Annotated in this window: 11 protein-coding genes; 7 read left to right on the forward strand and 4 right to left on the reverse strand. The window is 72.3% G+C overall.

Features of this window, described 5'->3' with window-relative positions; translation table 11 throughout:
• Positions 1-62 precede the first annotated feature (62 nt).
• Positions 63-1,013, forward strand: a complete 951-nt coding sequence (locus ACFWE2_RS07960) for an NADP-dependent oxidoreductase (RefSeq protein WP_377223676.1) — start codon at positions 63-65, stop codon at positions 1,011-1,013.
• A gap of 97 nt (positions 1,014-1,110) precedes the next feature.
• On the opposite strand, the gene ACFWE2_RS07965 is transcribed toward ACFWE2_RS07960, so the two are convergent.
• Both ACFWE2_RS07965 and metH read right to left on the reverse strand, forming a co-directional pair.
• On the reverse strand, positions 1,111-2,229 hold the full coding sequence (locus ACFWE2_RS07965) for a hypothetical protein (protein ID WP_377223677.1): 1,119 nt from the start codon (positions 2,227-2,229) through the stop codon (positions 1,111-1,113).
• Between the two features lie 148 nt (positions 2,230-2,377).
• Positions 2,378-5,908 carry a methionine synthase gene (gene metH / locus ACFWE2_RS07970; protein WP_377223686.1) on the reverse strand — a complete coding sequence of 1,177 codons (3,531 nt, stop codon included), beginning with the start codon at positions 5,906-5,908 and terminating at the stop codon, positions 2,378-2,380.
• Positions 5,909-6,061: 153 nt separating this feature from the next.
• Between metH and ACFWE2_RS07975 the strand changes: the two genes are divergently transcribed.
• The 5 genes from ACFWE2_RS07975 (at position 6,062) to ACFWE2_RS07995 (ending at position 11,534) form a co-directional block, all read left to right on the forward strand.
• Entirely contained in the window at positions 6,062-6,841 is a 780-nt protein-coding gene (locus ACFWE2_RS07975) for an SDR family NAD(P)-dependent oxidoreductase (RefSeq protein ID WP_377223678.1), read from the forward strand.
• A gap of 289 nt (positions 6,842-7,130) precedes the next feature.
• Positions 7,131-8,372, forward strand: a complete 1,242-nt coding sequence (locus ACFWE2_RS07980; RefSeq protein WP_377223687.1) for a serine hydrolase domain-containing protein — start codon at positions 7,131-7,133, stop codon at positions 8,370-8,372.
• Between the two features lie 9 nt (positions 8,373-8,381).
• Positions 8,382-9,194, forward strand: coding sequence for a DUF554 domain-containing protein (locus tag ACFWE2_RS07985; protein ID WP_377223679.1), 813 nt, complete (start codon positions 8,382-8,384; stop codon positions 9,192-9,194).
• A 76-nt stretch (positions 9,195-9,270) separates the two neighbouring features.
• Positions 9,271-10,410 (forward strand): GNAT family N-acetyltransferase, encoded by a 1,140-nt coding sequence (locus ACFWE2_RS07990; RefSeq protein ID WP_377223680.1) that lies wholly within the window; start codon positions 9,271-9,273, stop codon positions 10,408-10,410.
• 8 nt (positions 10,411-10,418) lie between these two features.
• Complete coding sequence (locus tag ACFWE2_RS07995) at positions 10,419-11,534, forward strand: GNAT family N-acetyltransferase (protein WP_377223681.1); 1,116 nt, start codon at positions 10,419-10,421, stop codon at positions 11,532-11,534.
• 4 nt (positions 11,535-11,538) lie between these two features.
• Here the strand turns inward: ACFWE2_RS07995 and ACFWE2_RS08000 are convergent, their stop codons facing one another.
• Complete coding sequence (locus ACFWE2_RS08000; RefSeq protein ID WP_377223682.1) at positions 11,539-12,354, reverse strand: TrmH family RNA methyltransferase; 816 nt, start codon at positions 12,352-12,354, stop codon at positions 11,539-11,541.
• 25 nt (positions 12,355-12,379) lie between these two features.
• Entirely contained in the window at positions 12,380-13,150 is a 771-nt protein-coding gene (locus tag ACFWE2_RS08005; protein WP_377223683.1) for an enoyl-CoA hydratase-related protein, read from the reverse strand.
• Positions 13,151-13,207: 57 nt separating this feature from the next.
• Between ACFWE2_RS08005 and ACFWE2_RS08010 the strand changes: the two genes are divergently transcribed.
• Positions 13,208-14,386 (forward strand): acyl-CoA dehydrogenase family protein, encoded by a 1,179-nt coding sequence (locus ACFWE2_RS08010; RefSeq protein WP_377223684.1) that lies wholly within the window; start codon positions 13,208-13,210, stop codon positions 14,384-14,386.
• Positions 14,387-14,439 lie beyond the last annotated feature (53 nt).

The raw sequence follows: 14,439 nt of genomic DNA on the forward strand, positions 1-14,439 counted from the left end.
CCGGACCGTACGGGTCGTGGCTGGATCGCGTGCGCCCAGAAACAGAGTGAGGAAGAACCGGCATGAGAGCCATCGGTATGACGACGTTCGGCGGACCCGACGTCCTGCAGCTGCTCGACCATCCCGAGCCCGCGGTGGGCGACGACGAGGTGCGGGTCCACGTGGCGGCCGCGACCGTCAACAACGGCGACCTGATGATGCGGCGCGGCGAGGTGCACCAGCTACGTCACGCCGCCCCGTGGGTCCCGGGGATGGAAGCCGCGGGGGTGGTCGACGCCGTCGGAGCGCGGGCCGCGGAACGGTTCCGCGTCGGCGAGGCGGTCACGGCGCACGTGTGGCCGATCGATCCACGCGGCGGCGCCTACGGGGAGCTCACCGTCGCCGACATGAACCGGGTCGTACGGGTGCCCCACGGCGCCTCGATCGCACAGGCGGCGACCCTGCCGATGAACGGGCTGACCGCCTACCAGACCGTCGAGGCGATGGGGCTCGAGCGGCCGGGCACCGTGGCCGTGATCGGCGCTGCGGGCGCGGTCGGCGGCTACGCGGTGCAGCTCGCCGTCGCCGCCGGGCACCGGGTGGTCGCGGACGCCGCGGACACCGACCGGGAACTGGTCGAGAGCCTCGGCGCGCACGTCGTCGTCCCGCGCGGGAACGGCGTGGTCGCCGCGATCCGCGCGGCTGTCGGCGAGGTGGACGCCGTCGCCCTGGCCGCCATGCCGACGCTGGACGTGGCGGAGATCGTTCGACCCGGTGGCACCGTGGCGTCCGTCTTCGGCTTCGGCGACCCTGGCCAGGCCCTGGCCGCGCGGCGCCGCCACGTTCGGCTCGCGCCCGTGCTGGTGGACGCCATCGCCGACCCGGCGCCGTGGCTCCGGCACCTCGGTGAGCTCACCGAGAGCGGCGAGCTCACGCTGCGGGTCGCGGACGAACTCCCGGCCGAGGACGCGCCGGAGGCGCACCGCCGTCTGGAATCGGGCGGTGTCCGGGGAAGGATCGTCCTCCGATTCTGAGGCAACGGGGCGCGTCGGCCTCAGGTCAGCGCGTCGAGTGCAGCCCCGGGAAGAGGCCCTACGGGAACGAGACTCCCGCGCCCGTTTCTTTGTCGTGTCACCTAGGCGCCGCGGTCACGTACCTGACATTGGTGTCGATCTCCGCCTGGTCGCCGCCGCCAGAGACGGTCAGCTTCCAGTCGTCGATCGCCGCTGTTCCACCAGACAGCTGGTGCACCTCGCCCGAGGCGTCGCCGGCGTCCACCCAGCGTGAGCCATCAAGTCGACGCTGGCCGTCCGACGACGGCGGGGTCGGCCCCGCCGCAAGGTTCGCGTCGCGGTTCTTCTGGTAGGTGACGTTCAGGGTCCCGTCCGGGTCCCACCACATGGCGTCCACGTACACGTCTATCTCCCTGCACCTCTGGCCCGCGGCGGCGTGAACCGGTGCCGACTTTCCCTCGCCCGTGCCGACGTCGACGACCGTCACCGTCGCGCAGGCGTCCTCCTGGTTGCCGTAGAGCGCCACCTTCCCGCCGTCGGGACTGAACGCCGCCTCGTCCACCGAGTCGGGGTGCCCCGTGTCCAGGTGTCGGGGTTCGCCATCGGGCGTGACCAGGTAGACCGGGAGGAGGTCATCGCCCGGCAGACCCGACGGCGGGTAGGCAGCCAGTGCAGCACCATCGGTGCCGGCGATCAGTCTCGGAGGGATCTTCTCGTCCAGGAACCCGTCCTTCACGGGCACCGTGACGCCGGTCCGACGCGGCTGCGCCTTCTCGTCGGCCAGGTCGGCGATCATCAGGTGCCGGTCGTTGCCGAGCCAGGCGACCTGGCTGCCGCCGATCGGCGCCACCACCTGACAATGGCAGTCGAGCTGCGCCTGACCGCAGCCCTCGCAAGGCACGCTGACCCTCTCACCGCCATCGACGGAGATCGCAACAATCTCGTCCAGCATGGTCGGTACCGTGAACACGTACTGGCCGTCGGTGGTGAACTCGGGCGGATCCGCGAGGAAGAGCGGCTCGCTCCTGCCCAGCTCCGTCGTCCCGTCCATCACCACCATCTGGCTCTCTGTCGTCATCCAGTCCTCGCCGAAGTCGATGGTCAGGTATGCGTAGTGACCTACCTTCGCCGCACCCGACGCCTCCGGCGGCCGGGCCGGGGCGGTCACCGAGCAACCGGCAACCGCGACCGCGACCACAGCCGCGACCGCACCACTGACAAACCTGCGCACCGACATGTCGAACACCTCCACGAATCCCGGCCCTCAACATAGGCAACGCTGCGCGGGACCGGTCCCCGGGCCGATAGTCACACGGCATCCTGCGCTGGCGTCCCAGCGGTGTCTCCCTACGAAGGGCTTGGTCGGACGGCCACCACCTCGGAAGTCACACCGAGAAGTACTTCGCCTCCGGGTGGTGGAACACAAACGCGTCCGTCGACTGCTCCGGATGCAGCTGCAGCTCCGCAGAGAGCGTCACCCCCACCCGCTCCGGCCGCAGCAGCTCCACCACCTTGTGCCGGTCCTCCATCTCCGGACACGCGGGATACCCCAGCGAGAACCGCGCCCCGCGGTACTCCAGCTTGAACATGCCCTCGACGCCAGACGGCTCCTCGGAAGAAAACCCGAGCTCAGCCCGCACCCGCGCATGCCAGAACTCGGCCAGCGCCTCGGTGAGCTGCACCGACAGCCCGTGCAGCTCCATGTACTCCCGGTACTTGTTGGCCTCGAAGAGCCGAGCGGTGTGCGCGGAGACAGTGTCCCCGACGGTCACGAGCTGCACCGGCAGCACGTCGAACCGCCCGGTCTCCTCGACCCACTCCCGAGGCCGCACGAAGTCGGCAAGACACAGGTGCCGGTCCCGCCGCTGCCGCGGGAAGTGGAACCGCAGCCGCTCGCTCCCCACTGCACCACCGGACCCGCCGTCGGGCGCCCCGATCGCGGAGAGCTCCCCGTGGTGCGCCACCACGACGTCGTTCCCCTCCGACCACACGGGGAAGTACCCGTACACGACCGTCGGGTCCATGATCTGGTCCGTCAGGATGCGGTCCATCCACTCCGCGAGCCGCGGCCGCCCCTCGGTCTCGACCAGCTCCTCGTACGACGCACCATCCGAGGACCGCCCCGGCTTGAGCCCCCACTGGCCCATGAACGTCGCCCGCTCGTCCAGGAACGCGGCGTACTCGGAGAGCTGCACGCCCTTCACGATCCGCGTGCCCCAGAACGGCGGGTCAGGCACCGGGTTGTCGGCCGCGACGTCCGACCGTGCGGGCAGGTCCTCGACAGGCGTCTGCGTCACCGTCACCACAGCGTGGCGCCGCTTCTTCAGCGCAGGCAGCCCGACGTCGTCGGGTGCGGCCCCGCGCGCGACCCGCACCAGGGGCTCCATGAGCCGCAGACCCTCGAACGCGTCCTTCGCGTACCGCACCACACCGGGGAAGGCCCCGGCCAGGTCGTCCTCGACATAGGTCCGCGTCAGCGCGGCCCCGCCCAGCAGCACCGGCCACCGCTTGTCGTACCCCCGGGAGGCCAGCTCCTCCAGGTTCTCCTTCATCACGACCGTCGACTTCACGAGGAGCCCTGACATGCCGATGACGTCGGCGTCGTGCTCGATCGCGGCGTCGATCATGGCGCTCACCGGCTGCTTGATGCCGATGTTCACCACCTTGTAGCCGTTGTTCGTCAGGATGATGTCGACGAGGTTCTTGCCGATGTCGTGCACGTCGCCACGCACGGTCGCCAGCACGATCGTGCCCTTCGACCCGGAGTCGCCCTCCAGCCGCTCCATGTGCGGCTCCAGCAGCGCGACGGCGGCCTTCATCACCTCCGCCGACTGCAGCACGAACGGGAGCTGCATCTCGCCCTTGCCGAACAGCTCGCCGACCACCTTCATGCCCTCCAGTAGGTGGTCGTTGACGATGTCGAGCGCCTTCATCCCGGCGCCGAGCGCCTCGTCGATGTCGGGCTCCAGGCCCTTGCGGGCGCCGTCGATGATGCGCCGGGCCAGCCGCTCGCCCACGGGCAGGGCCAGGAGCTCCGCGGCGCGCGCGTCCCGGATCGCGCCGGCGTCGACACCCTCGAACAGGTCGAGCAGCTTGGACAGCGGGTCGTACGTGAGGTTGCCGTCGGCGTCCCACGCGCGGCGGTCCCAGACCAGGTCCAGCGCCGTCTGCCGCTGCTCGTCCGGGATGGAGGACAGCGGCAGGATCTTCGCCGCGTGCACGATCGCGGAGTCCAGCCCGGCCTCGACCGCCTCGTGCAGGAACACCGAGTTCAGCACCGCGCGCGCCGCGGGGTTGAGGCCGAACGACACGTTCGAGACGCCGAGCGTGGTGTGCACGCCGGGGTACTTCTGGTTGATGCGCCGGATCGCCTCGATCGTCTCGATGGCGTCGCGCCGCGTCTCCTCCTGGCCCGTCGCGATCGGGAACGTCAGGGCGTCGACGATGATGTCGTCCACGCGCATGCCCCAGTCCCGCACCAGGGTGTCGATCAGCCGGGACGCGATGGCGACCTTGCCGTCGGCGGTGCGCGCCTGCCCCTCCTCGTCGATCGTCAGGGCGACGACGGCGGCGCCGTGCTCCATTACCGCCGGCATGATGCGGCCGAACCGCGAGGTGGGCCCGTCGCCGTCCTCGAAGTTCACCGAGTTGACGACGCCGCGGCCGCCCAGCAGCTCCAGGCCCGCCCGGATCACCGCGGGTTCCGTGGAGTCGATGACCAGCGGGAGCGTCGAGGCGGAGGCCAGCCGCGAGACCACCGCGCGCACGTCCTCGACGCCGTCGCGCCCCACGTAGTCCACGCACACGTCCAGCAGGTGCGCGCCGTCGCGCGTCTGCGCCCGGGCGATGTCGACGACGTCGTCCCAGCGGCTCTCCAGCATCGCCTCGCGGAACGCCTTGGAGCCGTTCGCGTTGGTGCGCTCGCCGATCGCGAGGAAGCTCGTCTCCTGACGCAGGTCCGTCGCGGAGTACAGCGAGGCGACGGCGTTCTCGCGCACCGGCTCGCGCTCGGCGACGGGACGCCCGCCCACCGCCTCGACCACGAGGCGCATGTGCTCCGGCGTCGTGCCGCAGCAGCCGCCCACCAGGCCCAGGCCGAACTCGCGCGCGAACTGCGTGTGCGCGGCGGCCAGCTCCTCCGGGGTGAGCGGGTAGGAGGCGCCGTCCGGCCCCAGCACCGGAAGGCCCGCGTTCGGCATGCACGCCACCGGCATCTGGGCGTGCTGCGACAGGTGCCGCAGGTGCTCGCTCATCTGCTCCGGGCCGGTCGCGCAGTTCATGCCGATCGCGTCGATGCCCAGCGCCTGCAGCGCCACGAGCGCCGCGCCGATCTCCGAGCCCATGAGCATGGTGCCGGTGGTCTCGACGGTCACGGACACGATGATCGCGACCCGCTGTCCGGTCTCCGCCATCGCCTGCCGGCAGCCCGTCACGGCTGCTTTGGCCTGCAGCAGGTCCTGGCTGGTCTCGATGAGCAGCGCGTCCGCGCCGCCCTCGATCAGGCCCGCCGCCTGCTCCGCGAACGTGTCCCGCAGGTGCGCGTACGTGGTGTGCCCCAGCGACGGCAGCTTGGTGCCCGGACCCATGGAGCCGAGCACCCAGCGCGGCTTGTCCGGCGTCGCGAACTCGTCCGCGCGCTCCCGGGCGATCCGGGCCCCCTCCCGGGCGAGCTCGCGGATGCGGTCGTCGATGCCGTAGTCCGAGAGGTTCGACCAGTTGGCGCCGAACGTGTTCGACTCGATCGCGTCCACGCCGACCGCGAGGAACGCGTCGTGCACGCCCGCGATGAGGTCCGGCCGCGAGACCGTCAGGATCTCGTTGCAGCCCTCCAGGCCCTCGTAGTCCTCCAGCGTCGGGTTCGCCGCCTGGATCATGGTGCCCATGGCGCCGTCGGCCACGACCACGCGCGTGCGCATCGCCTCCAGCAGGGCGGCGGAACGCTCGGCGAGAGCAGGCAGCTCGGCGGGCACGGCGGCGGGAAGTGCGGTCACCTCGGCAGCGTAAGCCCCCACCGGACGACGGCGCCGTGCGTGCCCGGCTGGCGGTATGGCGCGGGTATCGTCCCGGCCATGACGACGCACGACTACCTCGCCTCCCTGTTCTCCCTCCGGGGGCGAACCGCCGTCGTGACCGGGGGCAGCTCCGGCATCGGGCGGGCCATCGCCGAGGCGCTGGCGCAGGCCGGGGCGCGCACGGTGCTCGTGGCGCGCGGCGCTGACCGGCTCGACGACGTCGCCGCCGGGCTGCGCGAGCGCGGCTGCGCCGTCGAGACGGTGGTCGCCGACCTGTCCACCCGCGACGGCATCCACGCCGCCGCCGACGGCATCGCCGCGGCCGCCGGGGAGCCCGACATCGTCGTCAACAGCGCGGGCATCAACCTGCGACCGCACCTGGGCGACGTCGACCAGGCCACCTGGGACGTCACCATGACCGTCAACCTCGAGGTGCCGTTCCTGCTCGGCCAGCGGTTCGCGCCCGGCATGGCCGAGCGGGGCTTCGGCCGGCTCATCCACATCTCGTCGCAGCAGGCGCACCGCTCGTTCGTCGACAGCGGCGTCTACGGCGTCTCCAAGGGCGGCCTCGAATCCCTCGCGCGCTCCCAGTCCGAGGCGTGGTCGTCGCGCGGCGTCACGGCCAACACGCTCGTGCCGGGGTTCGTCCTCACGCCCCTGAACCAACGCCTGCAGGACGACGCCGAACGCGTGGCGGCGCTCGCCGCCCGCACCACGGTGGGCCGTAACGGCGTGCCCGAGGACTTCGCGGGCGCCGCCGTCTTCCTCGCGAGCGCGTCTTCCGGGTACGTCACGGGCCACTCGCTGTTCGTCGACGGCGGCTTCTCGGTCCACTGAGCTTCGGTTGACGCTGGGCCTGAATGGCGCTGGCCGCTGGTTCGTGCTGGGCGCCGGGCGTGCCGGCTGTCCTGCGCGGGCGCCGCCGGGAAGGCATACACGCTGGGGGTCGGTTGCTGTCAGTAGACAACGTCTACTCAGGGCAACCGACTCCGATCGCGTACGTTCTCCCCGGCGCTTCTCATCCGCGCATCCGTCGCGCATGCGCGGGCGTTCTGGCGCAGGCCCTGATGGACGGCGGCTTTCGGTGCGTCGGGTGCCCCCGCCCAGAACAATGACGGTCGTGACGATGACGCGCGGCAACCACGCAAGACCTGCAGCACACGGACGACGGCTCGCACGCGGCCTGGTGGCGCTCGCGCTGCTGGCAGGCATCGCCGGGTGCGGCGCACCCGGCGGCTCCGGCGACGTCGACCCGACCGCATCGGCGGAGCCGACGGAATCGACCGGGCCGGCCGGGTCTCCAGCGGCGAAAGAGCCCGCCGAGTCGACGGAGTCGATCCTTGGCGACGCCCTCCCGCCCGGCTCCAGCGGCGCCCTCGTCGCGGGCCGGGGTACGACGATGGACCTGTGCCAGGGCTGGGGCGACCCCGACCCCGACCCTGCCTCCGACCAGGCCTCCGGGGAAGCCCCGGGCTGCGACACCGTCCTCGACATCGGGTCGATGACCAAGCAGTTCACCGCCGCCGCGATCGTGCGGCTGGGCATGGACGGCCTGCTCGAGTTCTCCGACCCGCTCGCGGACCACCTCCCGGGCGTACCGGCGGACAAGCGGTCCGTCACGATCGAACACCTGCTGACGCACTCCTCGGGGTTCCTCGACTCGCTCGGGTCCGACGACGAGCCGCTCGCCCGCGACGCCTTCCTGCGCGAGGCACTGGGTTCCGAGCTGCTGTCCCGGCCCGGCACGACGTACCTGTACTCGAACGTCGGCTACAGCCTGCTGACCGCCGTCGTCGAGGAGGTGTCCGGCCAGGACTACGAGGCCTACCTCGCCGAGCACCTGTTCACGCCGGCCGGGATGACCAGCACGGGCTACGTGCTGCCCGACTGGTCGAAGGAGCAGGTGGCCGCGCAGTACGACGCCGAGGGGCGGTCCCACGGCACACCGCTCGACCAGCCGTGGGCCGACGACGGTCCGTACTGGAACCTCCGCGGCAACGGCGGCCTGCTCTCCACACCCCGGGACATGTTCCGCTGGCACGTCGCGCTGCTCGACGACGTCGTCCTGGACGACGACGCCAAGCGTGAGCTGTTCGAGCCCCGGGTGCGCGAGGAGCCCGACGAGACGTACTACGCCTACGGCTGGGTGGTCGACGACCCGGAAGACCCGAGCATCCTGTGGCACAACGGGGGCAACGGCTGGTCCTACGGGGAGCTCGCTCGCGACCCGGCGGGCGACACGTTCGTGTTCTGGGTGGCGAACCGGTCCGCCGGAGACGGCTGGGACCTGGGCGAGGACGGCGGCGGCATCACCTCGGCGCTCTTCGAGCGGCTGGCGAAGACCGGGGAGCGCTCGGCCGACGGTTAGGCTCGCGCCGTGGACGTCGACCTCCCCGGGCTGGGCACGCTGATCAATGTCGGGACGATCGTCGTCGGGTCGCTGCTCGGCATGGCCGTCGGCCACCGGCTGCCCCAGCGCACCCATGCGGTGGTGACCGACATCCTCGGCCTCGTGACCCTGCTCGTCGCCGCGCTGTCCGCGACGGCGGTCACCGATGCCGCCTTCGTCGCGGCGACGGGCAGCGGCGCTCCCGTGCTGATCGTGCTCGGTTCGCTGCTCATCGGCGGTATCGCCGGCTCGCTGCTGCGGATCGAGACGCGCCTCGGAGCACTGGCGGGCATCATCCAGGGCTGGCTCGCCCGGCGGTCCGACGGCGCGCGCACGTCCCGGCGCCCTGTGCTCGTCGACGCCTCCGAGACCGGCCAGGACGCGACGGCGCGCGAGCGGTTCATCGAGGGCTGGCTCACCGCGTCCCTGCTGTTCTGCGTCGGGCCGCTCGCGATCCTCGGATCACTGTCCGACGGCCTCGGCCGCGGCATCGACCAGCTCCTGCTGAAGTCCGTCCTCGACGGCTTCGCGGCGCTCGCGTTCGCGTCCTCGTTCGGTGTCGGGGTGCTGCTGTCCGCGGTGTCGGTGGCCGTCGTCCAGGGGCTGGTGACGCTGGCCGGCGTCCTGCTCGGGTCGGTGCTGCCCGACGCCCACGTCGCCGCCCTGACGGCGACGGGCGGCCTCATGCTGGTGGGCATCGGCCTACGCCTGCTGCACATCAAGCAGATCCCGGTGGGCGACCTGCTGCCCGCGCTTCTCGTGGCGCCCCTGCTGACGCAGCTCGTCATCGTGCTGCGCTGACCGCGGCGCGGTGCCCCGAGACAGGTCACCCGCAAAATCCCGTGCCCGGCACCGACCGGTCGCCTAGCGTGGCTGTATGTCCACGCACCCGTCCGGCCTGTCCGCCGTGCCCGACCCGGTGACCGGCCCGACGATCGCCGAACGCGCCGCCGCACCGCGGACCCTGCGCGTCCCCACGGCGGGCGGCCTGACCTGGCGCCCGTGGACACGCGCGGACCTCCCCGCGCTCACGGAGCTGATGCACACCGTCGAGAAGGCCGACGGCCGCGACTGGTTCACCTCGCCCGGTGAGATCGACGAGCTGTTCGGCGCCCCCGTGTTCGACGCCGCCACCGACACGCTCGTTGGCCTGGACGCCGACGGCACGATGCTCGCCCACGCGTCCGTCGAGCGATACCCCACCGCCGGCGTCAGCCTCCTGCGCGCCCGCGTCACCGGGGGAGTGCACCCCGCCCGCCGCGGCGAGGGCATCGGCACCGAGCTGCTCGCCTGGGGCACGGGACGCGCGCGGCAGGCGCTCGCGGCGCTGGGCACCGACCCCGAGCTGGCCGGGCTGCCCGGACGGATCGCCGCGCACGTCAGCGACGTCGACCCGGCCGAGCGCCACGCCCTGCTGCGCGCCGCGGGGTACGAGCCGATGCGGTACTACGCCAACCTGCTGCGCGACCTGAGCGAGCCGGTGCCCGCGATCGGGCTGGAACCGCCGCTGCGGCTGGTGCCATGGTCCGACGCCCTGGAGGACGCGACCCGGCTGGCCCGCAACGACGCCTTCCGGGACCACTGGGGCACCCAGCCGCGCACCGCCGAGTCGTGGCGCGCCTACCGCAGCGCGTTCGCGCAGCGGTGGTCGTTCGTCGTGATCGACGAGTCGGTGCGCTACGCGGGCTCCGAGCAGGAGCAGCCCGGCGACACGACGGTGCCGCCGGGCACGCCGTACGTCGTCGGGCTGCACCGGGGCGAGCGGTACGAGCACGACTGGGCGTCGCAGGGCTACACCGCGGGCTACACGGGGCTGCTCGGCGTGCGCCGCGCGTACCGCGGACGCCGCATCGCGGCCGCCCTGCTGACGCACGCGATGCACGTCTACGCCGCCGACGGCATGCAGCGCGCCGAGCTGGACGTCGACACCGACAACCCGACGGGCGCGCCCGCCCTGTACGCCCGGCTGGGCTACACGAAGAGCGACGGCTCCACCCTGTACACGATCGAGTTCTGAGGACCGCCATGAGCACCGAGACCCCCACCATCGCCCCCATCGCCGAGCGCGCCGCACCGCCGGCGACCCTGACGATCCCCACGGCAGGCGGCCTGACCTGGCGCGCGGCCACTCGCGAGGACGCACCCACCTGGCTGGCGCTGCGCAACCTCATCTCGCGCGCCGACGCCGAGCCGTACGTCGAGACCCTGGAGGAGATCGAGGAGATCTTCGAGGGCGCCTGGCGCGACATGACGGCCGACTCCCTGCTCGGGTTCGACGCCGACGGAGCCCTCGTCGCCTGGGCCCAGGTCGACAGCCCGCCCGGCGACGTGACGACCGTCCGCGCGTTCTGCTGGGGCGGCGTGCACCCCGACCGCCGCGGCGAGGGCATCGGCCGCGAGCTGCTGGCCTGGGGGACGGGCCGCGCGCGGCAGATGCTGGCGGCGTCGGGCAAGGACGTGCCAGGCCGCATCGGCGTGTTCGCGGAGGACGACGCCCCCGCGTCCAAGCACCGGCTCTACGAGCGGGCCGGGTTCGGCGTGCGCCGCTACTACTCCGACCTGGCGCGAGCGCTCACCGGGCCGTACGCCGCACCCGTGCCCGACGTCGCCCTGACCGGCACGCTGCGGCTCGTGCCGTGGTCCACCGACCTGGACGAGGCCACCCGCCTGGCGCACAACGACGCGTTCCGCGACCACTGGGGCAGCCAGCCGCAGACCCGCGAGCAGTGGCAGCAGCGTGCGGGCTTCGCGCCCGAGTGGTCGTTCGTCGTGGTCGACGACGCCCCGGACGTCGAAGCGCTGCTCGCCTCGCCCGACACGGACCCCGAGACCGCAGCAGCGCTGAGGGCGGGCGAGCCGCTGGTGGTGGGCTACCAGCTCGCCGCGCGGTACACCGAGGACTTCGAGGTGCGCGGGTACTCGTTCGGGTACACCGACATCCTCGGCGCACGGCGCGCCTACCGGGGGCGCAAGACCGCCCTCGCGGCGCTCGCCGCGGGTATGCGGGCGTTCGCCGCCGAGGGGATGCAGTACGCCGCGCTCGACGTCGACACCGCCAACCCGAGCGGGGCACACGGGCTGTACGCGAGCCTCGGCTACACCAAGACGACGGGGTCGCGCATGTACTCGATAGAGCTCTGACCGGTCAGCGTGCCGCCAGGCGCTGGCGGCGGGCCTCGTAGAGCACGACCGACGCAGCGTTCGCCGCGTTGAGCGAGCTCGCCGAGCCCGTCATCGGGATGCTCAGCGTCACGTCCGCCGCGTCGAGCCAGGCGCGGGTCAGCCCGGTGGTCTCGCTGCCGACCAGGAGCAGGACCGGCTGGGTGAGGTCGTACGCGGACACGTCGGCCTCGCCCTGCTCGTCGGTGGCGACGACCACCAGGGGCAGGCCGGCGGCGCGCCGCGCGGTCACCCACTCCATGACCTCGGCGGACGACGGCGCCCGCACCACCGGCGTCGCGAAGAACGAGCCGGTCGTGGCCCGCACCGACCTGGGGTCGTAGGCGTCGGCGGCGTGCCCGGTGGTGATGACGCCGTCGGCCCCGAACGCGTCCGCCGAGCGGATCACCGCGCCGATGTTGCCCGGCTGCGTGGGGCGGTCGAACACGACCCCGAGGAAGTCTGGTCCGGCCACTATCCGGTCCAGGTCGTCCGGCCGCATCGCGACGACGGCGAGCAGCTCGGCCTCGTCCTTCTCGGCGAGCTCGGCGAGCAGGTCGGGCGCCATCTTGACGTGCTCGACGTGGGGGTGGGCCGCGAGCACGCCCCTGGCCCACTGCGAGAGGTGGCGCTCGGCGTCGTACAGGAGCGAGCGGACCTCCCAGCCGTGGTCGACGGCCATGGTGATGGGCCGCACGCCCTGCACGATGAACTCGGCGGCGCGGTGCCGCTTGTTGCGGTTGGTGAGCAGCGTCTCGAGCTGCTGGAAGCGTGCGTTGCGCGAGGAGATCCGGATGGCCACGCCCCCATCCAACACCGTTTCCCGGTCAGCGCCGCAGCAGCCGCCCCATCGCGGCCCGCCCGCGCTCGGAGCTGAACAGCTGCGCGGACGTCGTCACCGCCTGGTCTACGTTCGCGTCGAACCGGGTGAGCACGTCCGCGTTGAGCAGCTTCTTGGTGGCGGTGAGCCCCTGCGGGTCGGCCGCCGCCAGCTCGGCGAGCACCGCGTCGACCTCCCGGTCGAGCGCGTCGAGCGGGACCGACCGGGTCACGAGCCCCCAGGCGGCCGCCTCGGCGGCCGTGAACGGCGCGCCGGTCAGGAACGTGCGCGACGCCGCACGCGGCGTCATCCGCGGGAGCACCGCGAGCGAGATGACGGCGGGGGTCAGCGCGAGGCGGGCCTCGGTGAAGGCGTAGGTGATGTGGTCGGCGCTGATCGCGACGTCGCACGCCGCGACCAGCCCGATGCCGCCCGCTCGTACGGGCCCGTGCACCCGCGCCACCACGGGTTTCGGCAGCGCGAGGATCGTGCGCAGCAGCTCGGCGAGGCGCCGCGCGGAGTCGGTCATGCCGTCGCGCAGCGCCTCGGTGAGGTCGGCGCCCGAGCAGAACGCTGGGCCCTCCGCGGCCAGGACGACCGCGTGCACGTCGTCGTGGGCAGCGCGGTTCAGCGCGGCCCGGAGCTGGTCGAGCAGGGCCTGCGAGAGGGCGTTGCGGCGTTCTGGGCTGTCGAGCGCGATCCGGGCGTAGGACGCCGTCCGGTCGTCCGGCAGGTCGAGCCCCACGACGTCGTAGGTGACCTGGCTCTGGTCGGGCATAGGAAGTCCTCCGGTGGGCCTGGCGCGATGAGGTTAACGGTGGTTAACCTCTGTGACATGCCTAACATGCATACCTCACCAGAGAACCCGGGGCACACCAAGCTCCGGGACGCGGTACGGGAGTTCGCCGACCGCGAGATCGCGCCCCACATCGGCCGATGGGACAGGGAGAGTCGTCTGCCCGTCGAGCTGGTGCACCAGATGGGACAGCTCGGCCTGTTCGGCCTGACCGCCCCGGAGGAATACGGCGGGTCCGACCTCGGGCTCACCGGGCTCAGCATCGCCGTCGAGGAGATCGGCCGCGTGGACCAGTCGGTAGGCATCACGCTCGGGGCCGGCGTCGGCCTCGGGGTGGGAACGCTGCTGGCCTACGGCACCGACGAGCAGAAGAACAGGTGGCTCCCGGACCTCGTGGCCGGCCGGACCCTCGGCGCCTTCGGCCTCACCGAACCCGGCGCGGGCAGCGACGCCAACGCCATGTCCACCACCGCCGAGCTGGTGGACGGCGAGTGGGTCATCAACGGCGCCAAGCAGTTCATCACCAACTCCGGCACCCCGATCACCAGCGTCTGCACCGTCGCGGCGCGCACGGGCACCCTGCCCGACGGCCGGCCGGAGCTCAGCGCCATCATCGTCCCCACCGACACCCCGGGGTTCGTCGTCGAACCCCTGCACGACAAGATGAGCTGGCGCGCCGTCGACACCCACGCCCTGCGGTTCGAGGACGTGCGCGTCCCGGAGGCCTACCTGCTGGGCGAGCGGGGCAACGGCTTCAAGCAGCTCATGATCTGCCTCAACACCGGCCGGGTCGCCGTCGCGGCCCTGGCGACCGGCTGCATCCAGGCCATGCTGGACCTCGCGGTGGAGCACGCCGGTGTGCGCCCAACGTTCGGTGGTCCGATCGGCCGCAAGCAGGGCGTCGCCTTCCAGATCGCGGACCTCGAGGTGATGCTCCAGGCGAGCCGGGCACTGACCTACCGGGCCGCCGCGCTCAAGGACGAGGGCGCACCGCTCGACGAGTTCCGGCGGGCGTCGTCCGTCGCCAAGCTGTACGCCACGGAGTCCGCCGTGACGGCCACGCGCATCGCGGCGCAGGTGTTCGGCGGCTACGGCGTCATGGAGGACGGGCCCATCGCCCGCTTCTACCGCGACGCGAAGGTCCTGGAGATCGGCGAGGGCACGTCAGAACTCCAACGCATGCTGATAGCGAGGGGCCTGGGCCTCCCTGTCGAGTAGCGGACCGTTGAGTGCTGGATATTTGTGCTCTCGAACCGTTTCGAGAGCACAAA

The organism is Promicromonospora sp. NPDC060271, assembly GCF_042726755.1.
GTDB lineage: Bacteria > Actinomycetota > Actinomycetes > Actinomycetales > Cellulomonadaceae > Promicromonospora.